Annotated in this window: 21 protein-coding genes, 1 tRNA gene and 1 pseudogene; 13 read left to right on the forward strand and 10 right to left on the reverse strand. The window is 57.5% G+C overall.

The annotated features are described in order from the left end of the window. Positions 1-99 precede the first annotated feature (99 nt). The 3 genes from PSR62_RS04130 (at position 100) to PSR62_RS04140 (ending at position 3,271) form a co-directional block, all read left to right on the forward strand. Positions 100-1,242: a helix-turn-helix domain-containing protein gene (locus tag PSR62_RS04130; RefSeq protein WP_047814553.1), complete on the forward strand. Its 1,143-nt coding sequence runs from the start codon at positions 100-102 to the stop codon at positions 1,240-1,242. Positions 1,243-1,902: 660 nt separating this feature from the next. Then, positions 1,903-2,922 (forward strand): aspartate-semialdehyde dehydrogenase, encoded by a 1,020-nt coding sequence (locus PSR62_RS04135; protein WP_274406553.1) that lies wholly within the window; start codon positions 1,903-1,905, stop codon positions 2,920-2,922. 31 nt (positions 2,923-2,953) lie between these two features. Then, the gene (locus PSR62_RS04140; protein ID WP_007327966.1) at positions 2,954-3,271 is read left to right on the forward strand and encodes a P-II family nitrogen regulator; all 318 of its coding nucleotides are present in this window, start codon (positions 2,954-2,956) and stop codon (positions 3,269-3,271) included. Positions 3,272-3,662: 391 nt separating this feature from the next. Here the strand turns inward: PSR62_RS04140 and radC are convergent, their stop codons facing one another. Then, positions 3,663-4,607 (reverse strand): RadC family protein, encoded by a 945-nt coding sequence (radC, locus tag PSR62_RS04145; RefSeq protein WP_274406554.1) that lies wholly within the window; start codon positions 4,605-4,607, stop codon positions 3,663-3,665. A gap of 122 nt (positions 4,608-4,729) precedes the next feature. Here radC and PSR62_RS04150 point away from each other — a divergent pair, with 122 nt between their 5' ends. After that, the gene (locus PSR62_RS04150; protein WP_274406555.1) at positions 4,730-5,068 is read left to right on the forward strand and encodes a histidine triad nucleotide-binding protein; all 339 of its coding nucleotides are present in this window, start codon (positions 4,730-4,732) and stop codon (positions 5,066-5,068) included. 1,505 nt (positions 5,069-6,573) lie between these two features. Further along, complete coding sequence (locus PSR62_RS04155; protein ID WP_274406556.1) at positions 6,574-7,221, forward strand: hypothetical protein; 648 nt, start codon at positions 6,574-6,576, stop codon at positions 7,219-7,221. Here PSR62_RS04155 and PSR62_RS04160 read toward each other — a convergent pair. Beyond that, on the reverse strand, positions 7,218-8,531 hold the full coding sequence (locus PSR62_RS04160) for a hypothetical protein (protein ID WP_274406557.1): 1,314 nt from the start codon (positions 8,529-8,531) through the stop codon (positions 7,218-7,220). The two genes, PSR62_RS04155 and PSR62_RS04160, sit on opposite strands and share 4 nt — an antisense overlap. Positions 8,532-8,737: 206 nt before the next feature. On the opposite strand from PSR62_RS04160, the gene PSR62_RS04165 reads away from it, so the two are divergent. Next, positions 8,738-8,810, forward strand: a tRNA-Asn gene (locus tag PSR62_RS04165). 371 nt (positions 8,811-9,181) lie between these two features. On the opposite strand, the gene PSR62_RS04170 is transcribed toward PSR62_RS04165, so the two are convergent. Further along, positions 9,182-10,117, reverse strand: coding sequence for a ThuA domain-containing protein (locus tag PSR62_RS04170; protein WP_443217359.1), 936 nt, complete (start codon positions 10,115-10,117; stop codon positions 9,182-9,184). Positions 10,118-10,194: 77 nt separating this feature from the next. After that, positions 10,195-11,295, reverse strand: coding sequence for a quinone-dependent dihydroorotate dehydrogenase (locus PSR62_RS04175; protein ID WP_274406559.1), 1,101 nt, complete (start codon positions 11,293-11,295; stop codon positions 10,195-10,197). A gap of 490 nt (positions 11,296-11,785) precedes the next feature. Here PSR62_RS04175 and PSR62_RS04180 point away from each other — a divergent pair, with 490 nt between their 5' ends. Further along, on the forward strand, positions 11,786-12,421 hold the full coding sequence (locus PSR62_RS04180; protein WP_274406560.1) for a hypothetical protein: 636 nt from the start codon (positions 11,786-11,788) through the stop codon (positions 12,419-12,421). 256 nt (positions 12,422-12,677) lie between these two features. Here the strand turns inward: PSR62_RS04180 and PSR62_RS04185 are convergent, their stop codons facing one another. After that, entirely contained in the window at positions 12,678-12,983 is a 306-nt protein-coding gene (locus PSR62_RS04185; RefSeq protein WP_007328797.1) for a hypothetical protein, read from the reverse strand. Between the two features lie 873 nt (positions 12,984-13,856). After that, the gene (locus PSR62_RS04190) at positions 13,857-15,686 is read right to left on the reverse strand and encodes an SMP-30/gluconolactonase/LRE family protein (RefSeq protein WP_274406561.1); all 1,830 of its coding nucleotides are present in this window, start codon (positions 15,684-15,686) and stop codon (positions 13,857-13,859) included. A gap of 196 nt (positions 15,687-15,882) precedes the next feature. Between PSR62_RS04190 and PSR62_RS04195 the strand changes: the two genes are divergently transcribed. From PSR62_RS04195 to PSR62_RS04210, 4 genes and pseudogenes are all read left to right on the forward strand, one after another. After that, complete coding sequence (locus tag PSR62_RS04195; RefSeq protein WP_274406562.1) at positions 15,883-16,401, forward strand: sigma-70 family RNA polymerase sigma factor; 519 nt, start codon at positions 15,883-15,885, stop codon at positions 16,399-16,401. Next, a complete protein-coding gene (locus PSR62_RS04200; protein ID WP_274406563.1) occupies positions 16,398-17,465 on the forward strand; it encodes an anti-sigma factor family protein in 1,068 nt (355 codons plus the stop codon). The genes PSR62_RS04195 and PSR62_RS04200 overlap by 4 nt, the downstream gene beginning before the upstream one ends. After that, a pseudogene (locus PSR62_RS04205) lies at positions 17,466-18,203 on the forward strand (hypothetical protein). It begins immediately after the preceding gene. A 38-nt stretch (positions 18,204-18,241) separates the two neighbouring features. Beyond that, positions 18,242-20,065 carry a YHYH protein gene (locus tag PSR62_RS04210; RefSeq protein WP_274406565.1) on the forward strand — a complete coding sequence of 608 codons (1,824 nt, stop codon included), beginning with the start codon at positions 18,242-18,244 and terminating at the stop codon, positions 20,063-20,065. Here PSR62_RS04210 and PSR62_RS04215 read toward each other — a convergent pair. Then, a complete protein-coding gene (locus PSR62_RS04215; RefSeq protein WP_274406566.1) occupies positions 20,040-20,498 on the reverse strand; it encodes a hypothetical protein in 459 nt (152 codons plus the stop codon). The two genes, PSR62_RS04210 and PSR62_RS04215, sit on opposite strands and share 26 nt — an antisense overlap. Before the next feature lie 591 nt (positions 20,499-21,089). Between PSR62_RS04215 and PSR62_RS04220 the strand changes: the two genes are divergently transcribed. After that, entirely contained in the window at positions 21,090-24,338 is a 3,249-nt protein-coding gene (locus PSR62_RS04220) for a DUF6797 domain-containing protein (protein WP_274406567.1), read from the forward strand. Between the two features lie 169 nt (positions 24,339-24,507). Here PSR62_RS04220 and PSR62_RS04225 read toward each other — a convergent pair whose 3' ends face one another. The 3 genes from PSR62_RS04225 to PSR62_RS04235 all read right to left on the reverse strand — a co-directional run bounded on the left by PSR62_RS04225 (position 24,508) and on the right by PSR62_RS04235 (position 25,631). Then, positions 24,508-24,927, reverse strand: a complete 420-nt coding sequence (locus tag PSR62_RS04225; protein ID WP_274406568.1) for a DUF5658 family protein — start codon at positions 24,925-24,927, stop codon at positions 24,508-24,510. A gap of 35 nt (positions 24,928-24,962) precedes the next feature. Further along, a complete protein-coding gene (locus PSR62_RS04230; RefSeq protein WP_274406569.1) occupies positions 24,963-25,133 on the reverse strand; it encodes a hypothetical protein in 171 nt (56 codons plus the stop codon). A 249-nt stretch (positions 25,134-25,382) separates the two neighbouring features. Next, the gene (locus PSR62_RS04235; protein WP_274406570.1) at positions 25,383-25,631 is read right to left on the reverse strand and encodes a hypothetical protein; all 249 of its coding nucleotides are present in this window, start codon (positions 25,629-25,631) and stop codon (positions 25,383-25,385) included. 5 nt (positions 25,632-25,636) lie between these two features. Between PSR62_RS04235 and PSR62_RS04240 the strand changes: the two genes are divergently transcribed. Further along, complete coding sequence (locus PSR62_RS04240) at positions 25,637-25,834, forward strand: hypothetical protein (RefSeq protein ID WP_274406571.1); 198 nt, start codon at positions 25,637-25,639, stop codon at positions 25,832-25,834. Positions 25,835-26,035 lie beyond the last annotated feature (201 nt).

The raw sequence follows: 26,035 nt of genomic DNA on the forward strand, positions 1-26,035 counted from the left end.
GGGCAAGATACAGACGGCGATTCGTGAGATTGACACCGTTTTCAGTCTGGCGCGGCACGGATTTCAACCTCAACCTTTTCCACCTATTCCAAATCGGCCATGAGATACGCTTTTCGGCTCGCAGAACTGCTCGGGCACACACCTGATCGGCGCAAACGCCCCGGTACGATCAAAGCGATCGTCGAGCACACCGGATTGGATCGACACCAGGTGGCTTCGCTGCTGAAGAACGAAGCCAAGTACATCCCGCTGGATGCCCTGTCGCGGTTGTGCGATTACCTGATCGATCAAGGGCACGCGACCGCGGATCAGTTGCCCGGCGCCCTGTTCGCCGTCAACGCAGAAAACTTCTGGGAACAACTGGCTCGCCGCAGTGACATCGAGATTGTCGTCGGTGTTCGGCAAGGCGAAGGCAGCGTCTCCCCCGAAAACGCAATGGTCGTTGCCAGTGACTCGGTGCTGGTCGGCGAACTGCTCAACGGGATCTCGACCTTGGGCGGTGTGGCCAAACACATCGGCGAAGGAACCGAGACGAACGCCACGACTTCGGTGCCCATGCCCGACCGGATCCAACAATCGTTGGTGTGGAGCCCCGGCCAAGTCACCTTGGAAGACGCTCGCTCGCGTGCGACCGAGGTTTTCGAAGGTTTCACCGAAGCCCAAGGTGACCGCGGGATGGTTTGCATCGGCAGCGTGAAGAGCAACCCCGTCGTTGAATTGCTGTTCTCCGACGCGTTTGGGTGCACACCGTTTGTGACCGAAGACGACGTCGATGACGTGTCGGCACGCAGTTGCCCGTTCTTCCTTCGCTATCGGGACAACGACCCGAAACCTGGTGCCGCTTCGGCTGGGATGCGGTTGAGCAAGAACATGGACGCTCCTGAACCAGGCTTCTACTACGAAAAAGACGATGGCACGTGGGAGTACGCGGGCGGACAAGGCAAAGACACCGCCCTGGTGTTCTACCTGTTCCACGAAGCTCTCGGTCGCTTGGACATGGTGCTCAGCGGTTTCTCCGGCCGAGCGACTCGCTTGCTGGCCAAGACGTTGGCGATCCGTGGCGAAGAATTCTGGCCACCCGTCTACCACGAAGCGGGCGTCCAAGTCGGTGCGTTCCTGGTTCAGTACGACGATGCGGAATCCAAACCCAGCCGCGACGATCTGCTCTACAACACCGGCGGGGCTGCCAAGATCATGCCGCTGTCCCGCGAAGCGATCGCCCGCCGGATGGCTCGCCGCTAAGCCGACGAGGGCAAACCGAACTCGTACGACGGACTTCCAAGTCCGTCGTCATCGCATCTCGGGTGATGGATTTGCTTTTCGAAATGTCACACCTCTCCCGAAACGAAGTTTGGGGAGAGCGACTGTCATCACCCTCCCCCTGGGAGGGTCGAGCGAAGCGAGGGGAGGGCTCAGCATTGGATCCAGCGCGTAACCCTCCCCGGCCCGAAGCGGGCCCACCCTCCAAAAGGAAGGGTGAAGTAAAACTGCACGATCTCTCTAGCGGGCGGGGTTCTCAGGGCATTGCGAGCACGACGCTTAAAAAACTGCACAACCTCCGGTGCTGTCCGGGAAGAAGAATTGCATCCGCTATCGGGGCGTCAACACTTCCATGTAAGCAGGTACGCAGGTGTCATCGGGTATGTGAGCCGTTGGCGTTAGCCACGGTTTTCACGCACAACCGGGGCGAACGCCCAAACGGCTCACATGGTTGTGCTTGATCATTCCTGCCGACCTGCTTAGCAGCCCAGGCGAACGCCCGGGGCGATTGGCAACGTCCGGACTTCCGTTCCGACTTTTTCAAGAGGGGATGCGGTGTTTCCCGTTGCGTTTGCGTCTGGAAAGACCAAACTGAACCCCCGTTTCCCCTCCCCACTTTGTTTCTCCGTCTCCTGACAACTCATGTTTGATTGCGTTGCCCTCGTCGGTGCCACCGGTGCCGTCGGCCGAATCGTTCTGGACCAGCTCCACGCTCGCAAGTTCCCGATGCGGAAACTGCGATTGCTCGCCTCGGCTCGCAGCGCCGGCACCCAGGTTCGTTTCGGCGATGAAATGCTGACGGTGGAATTGATGGAACCGTCCGCCTTCGAAGGCGTTGATCTGGTCATCGCCAGCACCCCCGACGAAGTCTCCGCTGAGTTCACGCCTTGGGCGGTCAAAGCCGGCGCGATTGTGGTCGACGAGAGTGCCTATTGGCGGATGGACCCGACCGTGCCGTTGATCGTTCCTGAAGTGAACCCTGAAGCGGTCGATGGTCACCAAGGTGTCATTGCCAGCCCCAACTGCAGCACGACTCAAATGGTTGTTGCACTGGCGCCCCTGCACAAAGCCGTGGGCATCCGCCGGGTCATCGTCAGCACCTATCAAGCGACCAGCGGGGCTGGCTTGGCCGGCAACGTCGAACTGGAATCCAGCACACGCGCCAGCCTCGACGGACAAGCTCATTCACCGGAAACATTCCAGCATCCGATCGGGTTCAACCTGATCCCGCAGATCGGTTCGGAAAAGCATCTCGGCTACACCAGCGAAGAGATGAAGATGGTGCACGAGACCCAAAAGATTCTCGGTGACGATTCCATTCAGGTCTGCCCAACCGCCGTTCGTGTTCCGGTTGCGATCGGGCACAGTGAATCGATTTTGGTCGAAACCCGTGAGCCGATCACCGCCGAAAAGGCTCGCGAGCTGTGGGAAGCCGCCGACGGAATCACCGTGGTCGATGACCTGAATTCCCAGTCCTATCCCATGCCGCGTGATTGCGATGGCAAGGACGATGTCTTCATCGGTCGAATCCGCCAAGACATCAGTTCCGACAACGGAATCGCGTTTTGGTGTGTCAGTGACAACCTTCGCAAAGGTGCCGCGACCAACGCGGTTCAAATCGCCGAACTGTTGGCCAAGAAACATCAGCCCACCGCCGGATGATGAGCTGAGCTGTCGTGTCAAACCCTTCTGAATGCCGGATGCGATCATGAAACAAGTCGTCACCGTCGTTTCACCGCATCTGGCCGAGAACGTTCTCGCCGCCCTTCGTCGGGCTCCGCTGGAAGGGTTGAGCGTGATGGAGGTCAAAGGCTACGGTCGCCAAAAAAGCTACCTCGATCAATACCAAGACACCGAGTACTCCGAGGCCTTTGTGCCCAAGGTCGAGATCACACTCTGGGTCGATGACCTGCGTCTCGAAGAGGTCCTCGACAAGATCGTCGCGGTCACTCGCACCGGCCGCATCGGCGATGGCAAGATCCTGGTCATGCCAGTCGCGTCGTTCATCTGAACGGAGCAAATTCGCATCACAACCCGCGGCGTTATGTGCTTTGACTGATTGAGCCGTTTAGGCATTAGCCTCGGTTCCACCGTCACAGAACCGGGCCTAACGGCCATCGGCTAACTGGGGCAGCGACCCGCATAACCGTAGCTGGAATCGCCAGATTTCAGATGTCCACGTTGCCGTCTGGTTCCGAACAAGTTCGGTCGTCATCGCAACCCGCGGCGTTGTGTGCTTTTGATTGATTGAGCCGTTTAGGCGTTAGCCTCGGTTTTACCGTCACAGAACCGGGCCTAACGGCCATCGGCTAACTGGGGTAGCGACCCGCATCACCGTAGCTGGAATCGCCAGATTTCAGATTTGCGTCACACCGACCGAAGTCTGGTGAATCCGGCTGCGATCAGCATTCTCGCAAACTCAAGCAGCGTTCTTTGGCGACCACGATGTGGTCCAGCACCGTGATGCCGATCAGCTTGCCAGCCTCTGTCAATCGCTCTGTCACCGCGTGATCTTCACGGCTTGGTGTGGGATCACCTGACGGATGATTGTGCACCAACAACACCGCTGCCGCCGCGTCACGGATCGCCGGCCGGAACACTTCGCGAGGATGCACCAGCGAACTGTCCAGCGTTCCAACTGTGATCCGATGCGTTCGAATCGGTTTGTGTTTGGTGTCGAGCGTCACAATGTGGAACTCTTCCTGCACCGCATCGCCGGCCAGGTAAGCGAACTTCTGCGCGCAGTACTCGGTCGCTTCTGTGGTGCTTGTGATTTTGACGATCTGCACCGGACGTTCGCGAGCCGCTTCGGTCGCGCGGCGGCCCAGTTCAATCCCGGCCATGATCTGGCAGTAGCTGGCCTTCGTCACCGCTTTGGTGATGTGTCGCAATTCCGAAACGCTCTGTTCGCGAATCGCGTCGAGTTCCTCGTCGAAGTGGTTGGCCAGTTTCGTGCCTCCCGTCGTGGCCGATTCACCGACCACACCCACGCGAATCAAAATCGCCAGCAGGTCTGCGTTGGAAAGCGACGCCGCACCCTCTCGCAGCAAACGTTCTCGCGGTCGTTCTTCTTCCGGACGCTCTTTGACTTGATCGCCGTGAATCTGATCTTGGATCCAGCGGTCGATCAAATGGATCGGGTCAGGGGAGGCCCAGGTGTAGTGAAGTTCATCGTCGGAATGAACGCGTTCCAGCACACCGGCTCGGACCACCGCATTGATGGTTCGGGTGACAAAGGCGGCCTGGGTTTCCTCGACCAAATCCGGCAATTCGCTCTGGCGAAACTGGGCGTGGTAAGCCAGCGGGTACAGCACGGCTTGCAAACGTTGACGTCTGGTTTCGCTCATGGGGCAGCTCTTCGTCCGCGATCATCTAGAAATTCCAACACAGCGAAGATAACCTAAATTCACTCGACGCCTCTTGTTGGGCATCAATTTGACGCGCCCGCGACCTCCGTTCGAAGCACAACATGCCATCCATCTTTTCGAAAATCATCGCCAAAGAAATCCCAGCCGACATCGTCTACGAAGACGATCTGTGCTTGGCGTTTCGTGACATCGCCCCGAAAGCTCCGACTCACATCTTGGTCATCCCCAAACGCGAGATCGAATCGCTGGCGGATTTGACGGACGAGGACCAGGAGGTGATGGGCCGCTGCGTGGTCGTCGCGTCCAAGGTCGCGGCGGACGAAGGATTGGGCGATGGATATCGGTTGGTCGTCAACACCGGAGCCGATGGTGGGCAAGAAGTCCCGCACGTCCACTTTCACTTGCTCGGCGGCCGCAAAATGACCTGGCCACCAGGCTGAGTCCCGCCCATCCGCTAACCGTCGCCGGATTCGCCAGAATTCGGACCGCACCTGTCGCCGCTCCGCGGCTTGGAGGACGCGGGTTTGCAACCGAGACCTCGGGTTGAAAACCCGAGGCTGACACCTGTCACCGCTCCGCGGTTGTTGGATCCCGCCGACGCGCACGACCAGTCGTGGAGCGACGGCAGCCGAGAGCCTTGGGTTTTCAACCCAAGGTCATCCGCCTACCACACACGCGCCTCAAGTCGCGGAGCGACGGCAGTTGGTCGCCTTCCGTCGACATCATCCTGATTCGCTAGACGAGAACCTGGCCTGACGGCCATCGGCGAATGGATGCAAGATCCGCTATCGCTGTTCTCCATTTCGTCTCAGCCCGCCGCGTCAGCACGACCAGAGTAGAACATTTGTCTCAAATGTTCCGTCGAGCCACGTCCTCACCCGTGCCTCGTTGTTTCCCCTTCACCACGCGACCCCCGGCGCAGAAACTGAGGCCTCCTTCATCCGTCGCCGGATTCGCCAGAATTTGGACCGCACCTGTCGCCGCTCCGCGGCTTGGAGGACGCGGGTTTGCAACCGAGACCTCGGGTTGAAAACTCGAGGCTGACAACTGTCACCGCTCCGCGGTTGTTGGATCTCGCCGACGCAGACGACCAGTCGTGGAGCGACGGCAGCCGAGAGCCTTGGGTTTTCAACCCAAGGTCATCCGCCTGCTGCACACAAGCCCTCAAGTCGCGGAGCGACGACAGTTGGTCGCCTTCCGTCGACATCATCCTGATTCGCGAGACGAGAACCGGGCCCTACGGCCATCGGCGAATGGATGCAAGATCCGCTATCGCTGTTCTCCATTTCGTCTCAGCCCGCCGCGTCAGCAAGACTAGAGTAGAACATTTGTCTCAAATGTTGCGTCGAGCCCCGCCCCCATCCGTGCCTCGTTGTTTCCCCTTCATTACGCGACCCCCGGCGCAGAAACTGACGCCTCCCTCATCCGTCGCCGGATTCGCCAAGAATTCGGACCGCACCTGTCGCCGCTCCGCGGCTTGGAGGACGCGGGTTTGCAACCGAGACCTCGGGTTGAAAACCCGAGGCTGACACCTGTCACCGCTCCGCGGTTGTTGGATCCCGCCGACGCGCACGACCAGTCGTGGAGCGACGGCAGCCGAGAGCCTTGGGTTTTCAACCCAAGGTCATCCGCCTGCTGCACACAAGCCCTCAAGTCGCGGAGCGACGACAGTTGGTTGCCGCCGTCAAATGATCCTCGGGGACACTCCCCGTGCGATGGGCTCCCCGGCCGTCAGCCACACCCCGATGGAAATCCGCCGCAACCGCAGGCCCCCACTCACCAACTTGACCCTTTTTTCCTGCTGCTTTCGAATTTTACCCCCGCTCCCCATTCAATTTGGGTGGAGTTTGCCGGCTGAGGTGCCGATGACGAAGCAAGGCGATTCATTCAAGTCGAGTGAATCGTTCGTTTGTCCTCCCACCTGTTCGAGACACGGATCGTCCCGATGAAATCCTCCTGTGCTGTCGTGTTGACGCTGGTCTGTTTGCTGATGTCGACCGGATGTGTCGGTCCCATGTGGAACGCTTGCGGCCCCTGTGGTCCCGGCGTCGGTTGCGACAGCGGGGCCTGCGGTGACTCCTGCGGCGGTTGCGGATCCTGCGACGGATGCGGCGAGCTGTACATCGACCCGTGGATCAATGAACCCGCGGACTGCTACGACCCGTGTGACTCGTGCGGCAACTACAACGGCCAATCCTGTGGCAAGTGCCGAGCGGTCTTCTCCGGCATCAAGAGCATCTGGGGATACAAGTGCGACGACGGTTGCAGCACCGGATGCGACAGCTGTGCGGGCGGTCGACCCTTTTTCCCGCCTGCTGATCTGGGTGGATGCGATGGCTGTGGCGGATGTGATTCCTGCTCGAGTGCTGCCGGTTCCTGCTCCGGCGGGTGTGACTCCTGCTCGGGTGGATCGTATGGTCACTCTTCCGATGGCGTGATCCTTCACGAAGGCGAAACGATCATCAGCGACAGAGGTCGCGGGCAAACCTCGACCGTGGCAGCCCGCACCGCGCAAAACCGTCACAGCTCACCGGCTCGCCAGATCTACCGCACGCGGACGGTCAACGGGCAGCAGCCGACGTTGGCATATTAAACGGAAGGTTGCAGCCACGGCTCGACCTGGCAAATCGGCCAGCCTCGATGGTTCACTTCCGCGATGACCCGAGCGTGAATCGCACCCGGGACAAACAGGCAGACGTCGTGGGCCTCCAGCGAGTCCAGATCCACATCACCGAGTGACCGCCATTCTTTCTCGGTGGTCCAGCCTTGATCACGGCCCTCCGCCTGGTAGCGATACCGTTCCTCGGCAGGCAAGCCATCACGCGTTGACGCCGGGCCGTAGACGACCGGTCGCACTCCCATGGCGGTCGCGGCCGATCGCCGAATCGCGATTCCAAACGGTTCGTAGTCCCACCGCGAGACATGGGGCCGAAATGTTCGCCGCCGCAACAGATCCGGTAACGGCACGGCGGAGAGACAAACCACGCGGTGGTCGTTCTTGGAGGTCGTCGCTCCCGCCACCAAGCGCCGCATCCGCACGATGCGTCGCAGCGAATGCAACGTTGCTCGCGAAGCCGCTTCGTCGGACCCCAGCAACATCTCGTCGCAGTACTGAGGCCACGACTGGCCCGGCCAAGGCCCGTCGCACCGCCGAGTGCAGTGAACCAACCATTCGTCTTGTTCGAACACGGATGGCATCGGAGACACAGTGGGGGCACTTGGCTGTCGACGCAGCACCGGCTCATTCGAAGCAGGGGAGGACGATCGAGGCAAGAACCTTCCCAATGCCCCGGCTTCCAGCAAGCGTTCGGCTGCCTTGGGATCGTCCATGGCGACTCGAACACCAAACGGATCGACCTCCAAGCGACGCAGGACCGCCTGCTCGATCTTCCCACTGCGACGAAGGTGCAGCACATCGACGCGGTCCGCCACCGCGATGATCCACTCATCCCGATGTTGGGCGATCTTGTGGAAGGCGATGTTGGGTGGCAGCGAGCCGAGTTGTTCGGGCGAGGCCAGTTGGGTGACGTCCCAGCGAACCAGCGGCAGGTCGAACGTCTTGGCCGCTTGAGTGACCCAGGGTTCCGCCGCCGACTTCTGGATCGTCACCACGTGTTCGCGGTGCTCGCGAGCGTCCATCATGGAAGCTGCCAGTTGCCGGGCCATTTCGCGGTGTCGGACGGGGCTGTGCCCCAACCGGCTGCAGATGGGGGCCAAGACCGGGTGAGGTCCCCGGTGGAGGTTTCGGCAGCAGGCGTCGAAGGTGGGCGGAGTCCATTGCTGGGCCAGGTCGGGCAGCAGATGCAGCAGCCGTTGCCACCGCCGCTGGGCCCGTTTTTCCGCACCGGGGCCGTTGTCAGGGGCGGGGGAGCGGTCTGGGTTGGGGTGCGAATCAGAACGCATGGCCGAGCCGTGGAAAGCGGGAGCGAACCGTTGGGAGGGCAAGTTCGGGGGCGAACGTTTGTCCACGTTAGCAGTTTTGGGAGGCCGGATAGGCGGGCGGCGTCAAAACGAATCCGCCCGGAATAAAAATCCAGAGAAAACCCGCCTTGAATCGCCGCCGGGCACCAGCTAACATTCGCCCCACACGAGTCGGAAACGACTCGGAATCCCCTGTAGCTCAGTTGGTAGAGCAGGCGGCTGTTAACCGCCTTGTCGCAGGTTCGAGTCCTGCCGGGGGAGCTGAGACAACATTACCTGGGCATTTTGCGTCGTACTGACCAAAATCTCCCAGGTTTTTTTGTGCGCCGCTGGCTGTGAATGCGTCGGTACGAGCAGGAATGGGACCGCCAACGGGACCGCGGTCCCGTTCGCAGTTGAGCCCGCGCTCGGCTAGTGACTCGAGAAAGCCCGATGTTGCCATTCCGTTTGCAGGCGATGGTGCTGCCCAAAGTAGGCCGGACCAAGCGGAGCGCTGTTCCGGCAATCCAGAGCGGTTCGTTGTGGTGTGTTGCCGGAACGGCGTCGCGTTGCTCCTTGGTCCGGCCTACTTCAATCGAGGACTTGGTGACTGCTTTCGCATGCAGTTCTGTTGAACCGTCACATCATCGAGGCTAAACCGACCTCGGGTCGAAGTCGGCTAGGTTTGGCGACTTGGTTTTCACGCCTTCCGCCGGAACCTCGACCTTGGCACTCCAGACGATTCCGTTGAGGATCAGTCGTCGCAGGTCTTCGTCTCGCCAGTTTTTGTAGTAGTGCGGCATCACGATGCCGAATCCCCGGCCGGTGTCCTCTCTTTCGATGCACCACGCGACCGTTTCTCGTTTGGGCGCTTCCGGTGGCAACATCGAGGTCGCCAGCACGGTTGCCTGCGGGGCAAGTTGGTTTCCCTCGGCACCGAAGTAGTTGTTGAAGTAGGGCTCTTCGCGAAGGGTGAATTCTTTCCAGCCTCGTGTGACCGGATGATCGGTCTCCGCGGGAGTGATGGTTGCTTGGGGGAAGACTCGGGCAAAGGATTCGTGGTGAGGGCAGGAACGGTTGGCGAAGTAACCGCCCATCCATTGCAACAGCGGGTGGTCGCCATCCGGCGTGACATCCTCGCCTAGCAAGCCCGTCGCATAATGAATGCATGCGATGCCCACGCCACGCTGCATCATTTCGTCCAGGTCCGCGAGGTTCTGCTGTGGGTTGGGGAGGCGGTTGGGCGGGAACAGATCCCCGATGAAGACAACCGTTGATGCGGCATCGCGAAGCGACTGATCGGGCCAGCCCTCGACCACGTCCGCCTGAATCCCAGACAGATTTTCCATCTGTTCGAGGGCGTGTTTCATCAGCCGACCCCCGGCAGCGACCTCGTGCGTGCCCGGCGGATGGCCGCTGGGGCCAACGATGATCAGCACTCGCGGGGAACCATCCGCCGTGTCCGCGGACCATCCATGGACTGGTGATACCGCAGCACTGGCGGCCACGAGTCCGGATGTTGTCTTGATGAACCCTCTGCGGGACGCATGTGCCCGTTCGTTTGCGGGTCGGTTGGGGTGGTTCGTCATTTCGAAGGTTGCTCCAAGTGATGCGATTTGATTCGACGCTGCAGATCTAGATGATAAGTGATCGAGCAGGGTGCTGTTCACCTGTGCGCGCTCCCGACAGCCTCGCTCACATGCTGGAAACCATCGCGTTTGAGTGACTCCGCCAAACCCGTGCAGATGCGTTTCACGACGCTGGGGCCTTCGTAGATCATGGAGGTGTAAACCTGAACCAGCGAAGCACCGAGACGAATTTTGTCGTACGCGTCTTGCGCGGTGAAGACACCTCCGGCTCCGATGACAACGTATCGATCGCGATCCATTCGGCGGTACAACTCTGAGATGCAATCGTTGATCAATGCGGCCACGGGACGGCCTGCCACGGCACCAGGCTTGTCGATCAGGTGCTCCGGTGCAATCGAAAGCGACGGCTTGCTGGAGGGCAGGTTGAAACAGAAACCACGTACGAAGTCGAAGCGTTCGCACTGAGTGAGCAAATTCTCCAGATGACTGGGGTCAGCGTTGGGGGCTATCTTGAGAAAGACTGGGGATTGGATTTGCAGCGGAACCAAACGTTCGAGCAAACGTCCGACATTGGCAGGTTCGGAGAAGAAGCTCTTGCCGCCTTGAGCGTTCGGGCAACTGAGATTGAACATCAGGTAATCCGCATGAGGATGAAGTTGGCGTGCGCTGAATTCGTAGTCGCTGAGGATCTGTTCATCGCTGCAGGCTGGTGCGTTTGCACCGTCATTGGTCTTGACGAGATTGACACCAAGCGGAAGACGACCACGGTGCGATCCCAGGCGGGAGGCAACGATTTCGGCGCCATCGTTGGGCAGGCCATAGTTCACGATCACGGCGCGGTCCTGTGGTAGCCGAAACAGTCGTGGCTTGGGGTTCCCTTTCGACTCTCTCGCCGAGATGGAACCGATCTCGACAAACCCGAATCCCAGGGCGTCCAACATTCGCAGCGCACGTCCATTCTTGTCCCACCCGGCCGCCAGCCCGATGGGATTGTCGAATTGGAGCCCGGCAATTTCGGTCTTTAGCATGGGATCGTGAGACTCCAGGCATCGTCGTGCGACGTTGGTAACCCCGGGCAAGACGCTCATCCATCGGCACCCTTCCACTGTCAAGTGATGGGCTGTTTCGGCGTCGAGTGAAAAGAGCAACGGGCGGATGAGCGTTTGGTAGAGATTCATCGCTGTCGTCTTGGAACGAGGAGTTCTGGCTGTCGTCGCGAGCAGGTTGCTCGCACATGGTGCATCAAGGTACACGCGTGACCCACTGCGCCGCGAAGCCATTGATTGAAGGACTTGGCGAAGGCGACCAACACGTCGATTGGAACCCATTGACCAGGTTGTTTGGAATCACGAAGGGGTGGTGCGATGGTGATGCCCAAAGTAGGCCGGACCAAGCGAAGCGCCGTTCCGGCATTTCCGAGTGGATCGTTGTGGCGTGTTGCCGGAACGGCGTCGCGTTGCTCCTTGGTCCGGCCTACTTCCATCGCGGAGCGATGCCTGCCATTTACCCTCGGAATCGAAGTTCACGCATGCGTCTGAGGGTCTCGGTTCTCTGCCGGATGATTCTCTGAACCCTGTTGGTCTGGCGAGTGCGGTGATCGCGGGTGGTTTCCAGGGGGCTGATCGTGAATGATGGGGGCCAGTTTACAATCCGCAGGAAAGGGATCTCATGAGAATCGAGTTGCGTTCAATCTTCTACCCGAAGCCAGTCGATCCGGACGGTTACATTCGTCCGCACGAACTCTCGGTGATCTGTCAGTCAAGCGAGAGCGAGAATGGCGAGGTGGTCGCAGCTCGGTTGGCGGTCGATTACCTCGATATCTCGCGAGCCGAGGACGAGGGGATGAATGTCTGGGAAGTCTGTGATGCGGATTCGCAGGGGTGGCACAGTGTCTGCTCGGCAATACTTGAGCCAACCGCTCCATTCGCCGAGTATCGGAAGGAACTGGGGATCGAGCATCCGGTGTTTGGGATGGCTTTCATTCATCGTGTCGCCATCCACTCGTCGATGCGTGATTGGCAACAAATGATCTTCGACTCTGTGTCCAAGCTGTTCTCGGGAGAAACAGCGACGGTGATGTGGAGAGGGACAACCGACATGACGGATCGGGAACTCGCGAGTCTCGGGTTTCGGATCGTTGCCGGGGAAGACCTGTTGTTTCGTCCCAATGTGCTGAGAAGCGAGTATGAAACGGTGAACGATGACCGAGATCCAAACTTTGAATTGAAGGTCCCCCAAGAAGCCGCGGAGTATGTTCAACAGGAATGGGAAAGCGCGGAGCAAACAGACTTCGGTATCGATTGAGCCGAGTGTTGGCAGGCACCCGTAGCATGTGTTGCCGGAGCGGCGTCGTGTGGCCGCTTGGTTCGGGCTGCATTGCTGGCATGAGTCGAAGATGAACGTTCGGAATGGTTTGGCGGTTGGATGTTCATCCGACGGTTAGCAGCGTGTTGATTTAAAACGTTTCGCAGATCTAGCGATCAGCCGACGGGAGCTAGCCCACGGTTACCGGAGACGAACCGGACGCTATCGCGTTTCGGCTGACCAAATCAACCGTCCGTCAGGCCGGGTCGGGGATGATTTTTCCGGTGCGGTCGTCGACTCGGTGCAGTTGGGTGATGTCTCCCATCGCTCCGTCGCTGGTTTTTAAAGAGACCAACCAGTAGGGATCGTCGGGCACATTCGCGGCCACCATCGCTTGCAGAATTTCCAGGTCGTGCACGCCATTCTCGCTGTAGAGCTTCGCGTAGAACTCCTTTTCCCGGCGGATTCTTTCGGTGTCAAACAGCACCGCCGAACACTTCGTGCCTGGCGGAATGTTCCCGAGGTGCTCGATCACAGTCATGATCGCCGCCTTTTGATCCATCTCTCGTTTCGTCAACTGTTGCTCCTCAGTGAGTTTTGAAGTTGCGCTTTTGCAGTTGGTTCCGATGCCACTTGTTCTACCGGGCTGCTGATTGATAGGCGTCCGCCTCGGCTCTAGAAGCAAGGAACCGGGGATGATGCTGGGCTGCGAAATGTTTGGGCTTGTGGCGGCCATGCGTTTGCGCAAGTTTTCATCCCGGTAAGGATGTCAGATGGTAGCTCGTTTTCCGGGGGTACGCTGCTACGCAGCAACCCCCGGCTACCATCTGAAATCCCTGCCAGGATGGAAAAAGACAGAAGCCGGAAGGAAAATTGCATTCGCTATCTGAACGCCAATAGCAAACATTTCGCAGCCCAGGCTAACGCCCAGGCGGCTCAGAACCGGGGCTAACGCTGGGCTGTCAAAAGGTTGGTATTGACACGGAAAATGCGACGTTGATTTTTATTCTGTCCTACGCCCCAACGGGGCAGCTCTAAGATAGCCCCAGGCATCGCCTGGGGTTTCGTTACGGAGATTCCGACACCAGCCCCAACGGGGCGGCCCTAAGAAAGACTCCCCAAAACCCGCTAGGACCGCCCCCGTTGGGGCTTTGTAATCTTGGTCCCGCCACAACCCAGGGCGTTGCCCTGGGCTGGCATAGGGCTGCCCCGTTGGGGCGAAGTCGAGGAACGAAACCTGCGCAGTCCAAAGCGGTGTCAATACCAACCTTTTGACAGCCCAGGCTAACGCCCAAACGGCTCATATGAGAATTGAAAGGCGACTCAATCAACAGGTCGTTATGTGTTGGGTGACCTGAAATGGATTCTTGGGCGTTGTTCAAGGAGAGATTGAAGAACGCCGTTGGCCAGTGAGAAGAGTCACATATCTTCCAAGCTACAGTCTGGGCTTGGGTGGTTGAACGGCGGGTTGCCAAGGGGCGATGCCGTCGAGTTTGGTCTCTCTTGAAAACACCTTGCTGCCGCAGGTGACGTACAGCGTCGACATGTTTTCGCCGGCGAGCACGCAATTCGAGAGTTTGCCCGACAAGCTGGGACGCGAGAGGATCAGGTGGACTCGGCCAGGCGGATCGATGATTTGAATGCCCAGTTTGGTGGCGACCAAGAGCGATCCGTCTTTCGTCATCGTGACGCCGTCGGCACCGCCGATCATGTCGTCTTGCGGCGTGTGGACGTAACTGTAGGGCTGGCCGAACAGCAGTTCTCCCGTTGCCGAGTCAATTTTATACGACCACACGTAACGGCCTTCTGCATCGACGACCATCAGGAAACGTCGATCGGGCGTGACGATCAATCCGTTTGGTTTCTTGGGGCCTTTGCCAGCTTGGATCGGCTTGCCGTCACCTTGAGGATTGCCATCGGCGTCGATTGGCAGGTACCAGACCGCTTGTTCCGTGGGGCCGGTGAAGTAGATGCCGTGATCGAGCACCACCAAGTCGTTGCAGGAAACGCCCGAGCACAGATCAGTGCGACTGCCATCGGGATCGATTCGCGTCACCGTCAGGGCTTTGTTTCGTGCGCAGTAGAGACGACCGGCAGCGTCGAACATCAACGCGCTGACGCCGGGCATGTCGTCTGCAAATTGGGTTGCCTTGTCAGTGCCCGCCGCGATCTTCCAAATTTCGCCTCGTGGTCCATCGATGAAGTACACGTCGCCGTTGGGTGCGACCGCGGGGCCTTCGGTGTACTTGTGACCTTCACTGACCAGTTTCCACGATTCGCCCTCGATCAAGCGGTCTTTGATTTCCGGATGTTCTGAAACGTTGGTTTCGATGGGTTGATCAAAGTTCTTCCACAGCCATTTCATTGCGTCAGGAAAGATCGCGGCGCCGTGTTTGCCATTGTGGCCGCCTTCGCCCCAGACGTTTTTGACTTCATAACCAGCCCACTGCAGCGATGACAGCATGGTTTGATTGGCGTGCCACCAACTGCCGCCGTAGATATTCAGGTCATTGCTGCCGTCCTGCAAAAAGACCCGCAGCGGTTTGGGTTCGTGTTTGCGAACCAGGACTGGGTATTCGTTACCGCCTCGCAGTCCGACGTAGGTGCCAACGGTGCTGAACACTCGGCGGAACTGATCGCTCCGGTGCCAAGCAACGCCGAACGCCGCGATTGCGCCGCTGCTGCTGCCACCGATGGCTCGCAGATTGGGATCTTCCGTGATCGCATACGATTTGCTGACCTCAGGAAGCAACTCGTCGATCAGGAACGAAGCGTAGCGATCGCTCACGGTGTCGTATTCAAAGCTGCGATTGAAACGATCTTGAGCCTCCTCGCCACCGGGAACGACGCCGGGGTTGATGCAGACGGCAATCGTCACCGGCATTTCGCCGCGGTGGATCAGGTTGTCGAAGACATGGTGAATTCGATACTCGCCGTTTTCTCGGACGTACTTGGCGCCGTCCTGAAAAACCATCAGCGCCGCCGGAGAGGACTGGTCGTACTGGGCCGGGACGTAGACGAAGTAGTCACGCTCCGTGCCTGGATAGATCGTGCTGTCGGTGAAGCGGTGGGCTGTCACCACGCCTCGAGGGACGCCGTCCTTGGCCACGGTGTCGGGGTGAACCGGGTAGCTCTCTTGGGCAGGCGTCACCATCGCGGGCAGCAAGAGCAAGGCGAACAGAATCTGTGCACTGGACCCGGCAACGAACGCCGTGAAGGATTGAGGGCGTCGTGAATGGACGCAGCGGTGAATCGCGAATGTCATGTCAAATCGTCGATGTGGGAGAGAATGATCTGGGGAGAGTTGGAGGGGGCCACCAAGATAGTCGAGCCGAGGTGGTTTTGTTTCCCGGCCGTTCTCAAGCGATGGGCGTTTTCGAATATTTCGGCAATTTTCTCGGTCATAAACGGGGCCGTCTTGTTAAGTAACGGTGTGAGGACTTCTTTGAACGGAGGATGCAATGGACGAAACCGCACGACAAGCAACTCGGCAATGGACACTGGCACAACCCGCTGTGTCGGCGTTTGTGACGTCGATGGTGCGTGATTTCGGTGATCGTGATGATGTGTTGCAGGAGGTTGCCGTCGCTGTGATTGAGTCGTATGACTCCTATGATCCGGAGCTTCCGTTTGTGCCTTGGGCGATCGGCGTCGCTCGGAATCAGGTGAGTTTGTACATGCGAAACCGGCGGAAAGACCTGCTGGTGTTCGACGACGATGCAATCGCTTGCTTGGCGATCGCGATTCCAACCGTGGCTCAGCAAGATTCAGCGAAACTGGATTTTGTCACGGAATGCCTGGGTGGTTTAGAGAACCGTGCTCGCCGTCTTTTCGAGTTGCGATATCAGAAGAACATGAAACCGGCCGCCATTGCCGAACGAGTGGGCATGTCGGCGAATTCTGTCGCCAAAGCACTGCAAAGAATTCGAGATCGTGTTCGGAATTGTGTCGAACGCAAGAGTGTGGAGGCGATGTCATGAACTCTTCGGTCGAAGATTTGATGGACAGCTACTTCGACGAATCGCTGTCGCAGGAGCAGTTTCAGCAACTGAATCAGTGGATCAAATCGGACCCGCGTCACGCCCAGAGGTTTGCCTCGGAATTGTTGCTGCATGACCGACTCCGCAATGAATTCGTGACGAATGAGTTGATGGATCAACCATCGACGGCCGAGCAGTCCACTGTCAACGATCCAACCTTGGTCCGAGCGGACGAGCGACCCAATGTGGTCACGCTGGCCGGTTCAATCGGAAACACTTGGACGCGATCCGTGATTGCGATGGCGACGACGGCGTGCTTGGTGCTGATCAGCCTGGCGTTTCTTTGGAATGGTTTGGGGAGCACGTCGGCTTCCGCCGCGGTGATGGAACTCAATCGCATCATCGCGGCCAACCGCCTGTCATTGGATCGGACGTTCTTGATTTCGGTAGAAGAGAGCGCGACTCAAAAAGATCTAAGACGCGATTCGCCGGAGCATCGACGACCGCCGAAGCCTTCTTTGGACAACGCGATTTTGGATGTTCGAGGTTCGGATCAGTTCGTGTTGAAACGGGAAGTGGAGCCAGGTGTTTTCTTCGTCACGGGAAGCGATGGGAAGACGAGTTGGGCGGTTCGGCCGGAGGGACCGGTTCGATTGAGCAACGACTTGACGCGATTCAATCGAGACCTGCCCGGGCACGAGCGCTCGCTACCGATCAACAACATCGAGGACGGGTTGGACGCATTGCAGACCGCTTACAACTTGGAATTGTTGTCGGTGGAAAGAATCGAAGGCGAAGTCCAGGGCCGGGATGTCGAATCCGATACGGAAGCCACCCGGCAGATGGTGGCGACGAAGAAACCAGGCTTCCGAGGGCCGGAACGAATCGAGATTCTCTACACCGCAGCCAGGGGCCAGATTCGTCAAATGCGATTCATCGACATGCCCTACGGACGGAACATCGTCACGTTGAAAATGACGTTGATTGAGGAGCAGCCGTTTGCTGCGGACCATTTTGATCATGAATCCCATCACGACCCGAAACGCATCGTGAAGTTTGAATAGATGAACCGGACACGAATTCTAAAACCCGCCTTGGGTTTGGTCGCTCTCGTTTGCGTGGCCGCCATCACCAGTTTCGTTTGGATGCAGGTGGGCTACAGCCAAGGCGAGAATCGCGGCGGGGTTGGCAAGCCGCGAATCAGTGACACGGTGCAGGCGAACATGTACGCCGACAACTGGTTCATCATGTATCTCAATGGCGAACTCGTCGCGGTCGACTCGATCCAGTTCATGCCACACAACGTCGTGTCGGTCGACATCCTGCCGGACTATCCGATGACGATTGCTGTGATGGCCAAGGACAACGCGGATTCAAAGACTGGAATGGAATACGCCAACACCAGCATCGGTGATGGCGGATTCATTTTGAAATTTGGCGATGGCACGGTGACCGATGCCAACTGGAAAGCCAAAGCCTTTTCTCGTGGTCCCATCGATCGAGACACCATGAACCCGCGGGTTGAGAACACAACCATCCCAGAAGACTGGTACACGGTCGATTTTGACGATGAATCTTGGAGTCAAGCGACGGAGTACACCCAGTCGTAGATCGGCCCCAAGGAACCGTTCTTTGAGCATGACTTTGAAGGTGCACGTTTCATTTGGACGGAGGATGTTGAACTCGACAACACCGTCATTTTTCGGCATGTCGTGGCCACACCGCCCGACGGAAAAGCTCGCCCTGACTTCTCCAATTTGAACGACATCGTTCCGAGTGGACCGCCTCGAAAACGACGGTGATGACCATCCGACACGTCTTCCCTGAAAGTACCATGCTCATGAACTCACGCTCACTCATCCCGGCGGTTGCGAGCCTGCTGTGTCTGATGGTGCCCCCCCACCTCGCCGCACACGAAGGCGGGCATCACCATCATTCCCACACTCCCTCCCAATCGCGAACTTGGACCATCGCGGTGGATGGATTGCACCTGCACGGATCATTTGTTTCGGCGAAGGATGGCAAGGTTCAAATCCGTCGTGAGGATGGGACACTCACGGATTTGGCGATCGATCGCTTGGTTGCTTCGGACCAGGCCTGGGTCCAGGAACGAATCAAAGCGATCCAAAATCTCAATCGTCAGCATGCGATTCGGCTCGTGGCGGTGAACCAACCGGTGCAAGCCACCACTGGGGACGCCGCGAAGAAAGAGACAATGCCAGCCATCGGTCAGCACTTCGAACCGTTTGAGAAACTGCTGCAGCTTCGTTGGGACAAAGACTTTCTTTACGTGGGTTCCAATGGATTGCCGGAGCATCCGATGATGATTGGCATTCGTTCGTGGCAACAACAAGTTCCAATCCCACAGAAGTACCTGGGTGACAATGCATGGCAAATTCCTTTGCATCCCGTTCCGGCAAAGAATCCCATGTCGACCAAGAACGATTTTCTGCGTGGTGCGATTGCTTTGGCCGTCAATGGCGTGCCGATCTTCAACCCGCTGAACAATCGCGGTGAGGATGCCTACTTGTTTGGTGAACTGGATGAATATGGTGGGCACTGCGGTCGCGGCGATGATTACCACTACCACATTGCTCCGGTTCATTTGGAAGAAGAAACGGGGAAAGACAAACCGATTGGCTATGCCTTGGACGGCTATCCGATCTTTGGTTATCAAGATCCGAAGGCGAGCGATTTTGCACCACTCGATGAACTTGGCGGTCACAAGGACGCGTCGGGCAACTATCACTACCACGCACAGAAGACCTACCCGTATTTGAATGGTGGCTTTCACGGGGAAGTGACCCAGCGTGGTGGTCAGGTGGATCCGCAACCGCGTGCCGAACCGATTCGCCCTGATCTGCGACCGCTACGCGGCGCCGTGATCACGGGATTCAGCAAGACGGGCAATCGATTCGAGTTGGTGTACGACGTGGAAGGCCAACAGGGATCGGTGACCTATGTCGTCAAGGACGATAGCACGGTCGACTTCACGTTTCAGGAACCATCGGGGGAAACGCGAAACGAGACCTATCGCAGTCGCATGGGCAAACCGTTTCTTCCGCAAGCTGATCTTTCAGGAGCAGGCGACGGTCCCAACGCCGATCAAACGTCTCGATTGAAAGTCACCAGTCCCGCGTTTGCGGCAGGCGATGAATTGCCCACTGAGTTCACCGGGGACGGTGCGGGCGTGTCGCCGCCGATCGCTTGGACGAAAGGACCGGAGGGGACGCAGTGTTATGCTCTCGATCTGTGGCACACGCCTGGGCCAGGTGATGTGAAGTCGTATTGGTTGGTTCACGATATTCCCGCGGATGTCACCAGCCTGCCGCAAAACGCGGGTGGGATTGGGACATTGGGGATCAATGACAAAGGGCATGCGGGATATGACCCGATGAAGTCGAAGGGGCCGGGAGTGAAGCAGTATCACCTGACGGTTTATGCGTTGTCCGAGAAACCCGAGTTTGCGACGGACCAAGTGACGCGGGACGAACTGCTCGAGAGCATTTCTGAGATCACGTTGGCACAAGGCACGTTGGACTTTCAGTACACTCGATCTCGAAGCGGATCATCGATGATCCTGATTGGTTTCGCGATTGTCGCTCTGGTTGCGGGAGTATGGTTCGGACTGAAAAGACTTACAGTCCCGCGAGTTGCCGGTTGAAATCGAACTGCAGATCGGGATGAACTTTCTCGATCGCTTTGTCGATTTTTTTGAGCTGCGTCGCGTACATGTTTTGGCTGACGCGGCAACCGCCGAAGCTGATTCGTTTTTCTTTGATCCGCTGGCAGAAGTGAATTCGGACTTGCAGTTCGGTTTCTTTGTCGCCGGAGAATCTCAGCGATTTGTCCATCCAGCGGACGACTTTGCGAAGCGTCTTCTTGTGAATCTTGCCAGAGACGCTGAGGTGCTCATCGATCTCGTCGCACAGTTCATCCGCGTACGCTGGTTCATCGTCCGCTTTCATCAGCAAGTACGTCAGCAGCTCTTTGCTCTCGACTTTGAACTTGGCCATCCGAACGCAAATGTCGAGCAACTCATCTTCATCCAGCTTGGCGAGTTCTTTTTTTAACTGGCTGATCGTGGCGGCTTTCATGGCGTCTCAAAGAGTAGGCTGGAGATCCCGAACTGAACGTTTTGAAGTGGCGTTTTGTTGGTGACCCGACGTGTGAATTTTGAATTTGCGTTTTTCCTCGAATGGCCAACGGCTTCGTTCAACATAGCCAGGGGCGTCGCCCCTGGAGCAGAAAAACACGGACCCATTTTGGCCAAGGGCCAAACTCAATTCAAAACGTGTGGGTTGATGTTGGCCGTTGGCCAACCAATTTCACTTCATTCTCGATCCCTGGGGCGATGCCCCAGGCTACGATGACGAAGGCCGTTGGCCAACAAAACCGAATGCAAAAAGTGCAACTTCAAAACTCACGCGTCAGGTTGTGATCTCGAGTAAATCAATAAGCCGTCATGCCTCGGGTTACCAAAAAACAAAAACGCTACTTCAAAAGCGGAATGGGGCGGTCGCGATATCTTAGCGGCTCGATGGCGGGTTGGAATTCCCACTCGCCGGCGGCGTTCTCCTGGTGCGATTGCTTCAAAAAGCAGAAGATGGAAATCTCTGCGACGACTATTCTGTAGCCGACTGTTTTGGGCAGCGATGCTTTGCCTGGCCTCCAAGGGAAAACGATTTGTGAATCGAATCACCATTTTCGGAATGCTGCTGTTGCTCAGCATGGGATCCACTGCGACGGCACAGAATGACCGAGCGATCTTGCAGACGTTGATGTTTGAGTCGCCGGAGAAACTGGCCGCGGACGCCGTGTCGGGTGGTGACGCGGTGCGAGGAGCGGTGGTGTTCTTCACCCCCTCGATGTCGTGCGCAAGTTGCCATGCGGTCGGTGTACCGATGGAGACGTCGCAAGCCAACGTGGGGCCAAATCTTGCCTCGCCCAATCCTGACTTGTCGAATGCGGGAGTCGTCGATGCGATTCTTCATCCGTCCAAGAGCATCGCAAAGGGTTTCGAGACGATCCAAGTTTTGACGGTGGACGGAAAAGTGCTGACCGGTGTTCTCGTTGCTGAGTCCGATGAGTCGGTCCAGTTGCGCGATCCATCGACTGGCAAAACGATCGAGATCAGCGGGGAAGAAATCGAAGTCGTCGCGATGAGCGAATTGTCCGTCATGCCCGAAGGTGTCGCGGGACAAATCGAGAGCCGCCAAGCGTTCTTGGATTTGGTTCGATACCTGATTGAAATTCGTAATGGTGGTGCGGCGCGGGCAGCCGAGTTGCAGCCGAAGGTCATGCCAACGGCCGAGCCATTGCCGGAATACGAATCGCACATCGACCACGCCGGCATTCTCGCTTCGTTGGATCAACAGGCGATGAAACGTGGCGAAGCGATCTACAACCGAACGTGCGTGAATTGTCACGGCACAGTCGATGAACCTGGTTCCTTGCCGACGTCGTTGCGTTTTGCGTCTGGCAAATTTAAGAATGGATTTGATCCACACAGCATGTACCAAACCATCACGAAGGGTTTTGGTTTGATGCTGCCGCAGCGAAACTTGGTGCCGCAGCAGAAGTACGACGTGATTCACTACATCCGGCAGGCGTACTTGAAGGATCACAACCCGACTCAGTTTGCTCGGGTGGATGAAGAGTATTTGGCGAGTTTGCCCAAGGGCGATACACGCGGTCCGGAACCGTCGCTCATCGAAGCTTGGCGGGAAATGGACTACGGTCCGAATTTGATGGCGACGGTTGAGATCGGCGACGACGCGAAAAACTTTGCTTACAAGGGGCATGCAATTCGTCTTGACCAGGGCCCAGGTGGAATCACACGGGGAGAACACCGCGTTGTTTATGAGCAAGACACGATGCGAGTGGCTGCGGCTTGGTTGGGCGATGAGTTCATTGACTACAACGGTATCAACTTCAACGGCGTCCACCGGAGACACCCGCGCATCGTCGGCGATGTGGTGTTTGAAAACGCAAACGGTCCTGGATGGGCCAACCCCGAAAACGATTCCTTTGACGAGGTCCGTGAGCCGGGACGTGATGGTCGTTTTTATGGACCACTGCCCAAAGCCTGGATTGACTACCAGGGGACTTACGTCAGCGGGATGGAAACGATCCTGCACTATCGCGTCGGGGGAATCGATGTTCACGAGCGGCCAGCACTTGATCAATTGGGTGAGAGATCCATTTTTCAACGGACGCTGTCGGTGGGTGCCAATGAGAGCCGGTTGACGATGCGAGTGGCTGATCGTGAAAGAGGCGAAGTGTTGCTGGACGATGATCACGCGAAGGCGGTTTGGTCAAGTTCCGCGGATGACTCTGCATCGATGGCGTTTGTGGTCACGGGCGATGTCAGCCAACTGGAATGGCAGTTCGCCGATGACCAAATTCGACTGGCACTGATGCCAAACGCGAATGCAAGAAATTTTGTGGTTCATGCCTTTCGAACGGATAATGAATCAGACGCAAAGCAAACCATTGACCAACTCATCGAAGGGCTCGATCCCGCCGCGCGTTCAGCAAAGGACTGGGCGAACGTTGCAAAAGAGAACAGCAAGCGTTGGCCGCAAACCGTCACCACGAAGATCACCACCGCGGACGCTGGCGGACCTTTCGCGGTCGATACGATTCAGTACCCCGTCAACAATCCGTGGTTTTGCCGGATGCGATTGACCGGTGTCGACTTTCTCGACGATGGCGAATCCGCCGTGCTGAGTGATTGGGATGGGAACGTCTGGAAAGTCACCGGATTGCATCAACCGGAAGTGACTTGGCAGCGGATCGCATCGGGTTTGTTTCAGCCGCTCGGGATCAAAATTCGCGACGGCGAGATCTTTGTGACTTGTCGCGATCAGATCTGCCGTTTGCATGACTTCAACGGCGACGGTGAAACGGATTACTACGAGAGTTTCAACCACGATCATTACGTCACCGACCACTTCCACGAATTCGCGATGGGATTGCAATGCGATGACGATGGCAACTTTTACTACGCCAAGTCAGCTTGTCACGCGTTGCCCGCGATCGTTCCGCATCATGGGACGCTGCTGAAGGTTTCCGCAGACGGATCGTCGACCGAGATTCTCGCGAATGGTTTTCGTGCCGCCAACGGCGTCTGTTTCAACGACGACGGAACGTTCTTCGTCACGGACCAAGAGGGACATTGGAATCCAAAGAACCGAATCAACTGGGTTCGTCCGGGGCGGTTTTATGGCAACATGTTTGGTTACCACGATGTGACCGACCCAAGTGACTCGGCGATGGAGCCACCGATGTGTTGGATCACCAATTCCTTCGACCGGTCACCGGCTGAGTTGTTGTGGGTGACCAGCGACAAGTGGGGGCCGCTGAAAGGTTCTTTGCTGAACACATCCTACGGCTATGGCAAGTTGTACGTGGTCCCTCATGAAACCGTCGGCGATCAGATGCAGGGTGGGATGTGCGAATTGCCGCTGCCTCAATTCCCGACCGGGATCATGCGTGGACGATTCCATCCCGGCGATGGCGACTTGTACGTGACTGGGATGTATTCGTGGGCGGGAACACAGCAAGCCGACGGTGGTTTCTACCGGGTTCGCTACACCGGCAAACCGATCCACGTGCCGCTGAGTCTGCGATGTCGCGGAACGACGGTGCGAATCGGATTGAGCGACGAGGTTGATCCGGAGTCGGTCACTGCTGAAAGCTTTTCAATCAGCCGTTGGAATATCAAACGATCGAGGAATTACGGTTCCAAACACTTTGACACCCAGGCAATCGAAGTGACTTCTGCCAAGTGGGATGAACAGCAACGCGAGATCGTGCTGGAGCTGCCAAAGCTGAAGCCAACCTGGTGCATGGAGATTCAGATGGAGCTGCGGGGGGCGGATGGAGAACCGATTCATCGCGTGATTCACAACACGATCCACGAACTGAATTGAATCGGGGGAAGGGATCACTTGGAAAGCAATGCTGCAAAGTCACCGGTGACTCCGGCGAAATGTCCGCTTCCCATTTGACGCGGTCGACGGTGGTGAGAGGCCGATTGGCCCACTCTCACCCTTCCGCCAGCATCTTATCCAAAGCACTTTCGTTGGTTGCTTGGTTTTTCTATGCGAACAACGACTGAAAGGTCAACCAACGTGCGGTCAAGAGCGTGAGCACCAGGCAGCACCACCAGGTTGCTTTGCGGGCCAGCGGCTGCAGTCGGAGGTAGAACAGCAGAGAAATGGAAATGCTTGTGACCAAGATTTTGAACGCCACCAGAGTGTACGTGTCTTCGATCAGTCGGCCGCCGACTGGGTTCAGCTCTCGCATCGTCCCGGATTGATGGGCGATCAAGGTCCAGGCAAGATCAATGCCGGACATCAGGCCGATGATCACCAGCGAGATGATGAATCGCTTGCTGGCGGATGGTGTGTCGGTTGGTTCTGCGGATGAGGAGAAGAGCTGGGATGCTTCTGCCATCAGACGTCCCACGCAAAGACGACGAGGACCAATGCCAACATGGTCATCGGGTAGTTGAGCCATGCCATCCATTGGTTGGCCGCCTGGATCGCGGCGTTTTAGGCTTCCAATTGGTTGACTTCCGCAACGACGCCTTCGGCTCGATCCAAAAAATTCCCGCTGGGTTCAAAGTGGGTGACCAGATTTTCCCATCGTTCGTTGAACCCTAAACTGACCGTTTGGTCGGGGATTTCAGTTTGTCGGGTTTCGCCGTTCGATTTGGCAATCAAGCCCTCAAGCAATTCGTGACCGCTCTGTTCTGGCCAAAGCTCCCACGGTTGCTGTCCTTGGTCGAGGACATGAATGGCTTCCAATTCCAGTGTTTGCAGGCTTCGGACGAAATGACGAACGGATTGGCTTTTTCCGGTGGGAGATTCGTGTTCGGCGGGGTTTCTGTTCAGTCTTGGCCCGCCACCGTTTCCTCGGCGTCCTCCAGGTCCGCGCCCGGTTCCTGCTCCACGACCATCTCCGGGACGCTGCTAATTCAAATGCGAGAGATCGAAGTAATTGGTGCTGTACGGGGTCCCATTGATCACGACGGATTGTTCATCGGCGGAGATGTCGATCAGGTACGGCGGATCCAGATACACACCATCGATCAACAAGAAGCCTTGATTGGCTTCAAACGGAATGGGGGTGATTGGGCCTCTCCTTCCAGGTTGCGCAAACACATTGGGCGAGAAGCAGGCGATGAAGACGATTGCGTAGAGGAGGCGAAAAAAGGTCATTTTGAATGGGGAGCAATCGAAAACGAGCAAAGTTCATCTTGTTCGTGGTGCCGTTGGATGAACGCGCGATCGAACAATGCATCGCCAGCAGCGATGCGAGAAAAGATGAAGGGGATGTGCTGACCGTGTCAGTGAACCCCGATGGCGGGCTGAAGTTGCGTTGTCACACAAACAAAATTCGTTTTCAATCAGCGGGCATTTGACTGGGTGATGTTCTTCCGACGTTGATATTGGGTTCCTTGGGGGGCATAATGTCGGATCTGGTTCGTCTCTGCCGAATTAGCCCCGCCTAGAAAAACCTGCCTCGCAATTCCCACCTCGACGATCGGTATTGAGCCATGCGCCTCTGGTTGGCTTCACGATGCCCGTATCGCTTTGCATTCGTCGGCTGTCTGTTCGTTCTC

It is taken from the genome of Rhodopirellula sp. P2 (assembly GCF_028768465.1).
In the GTDB taxonomy this organism is placed as follows: Bacteria; Planctomycetota; Planctomycetia; order Pirellulales; family Pirellulaceae; genus Rhodopirellula.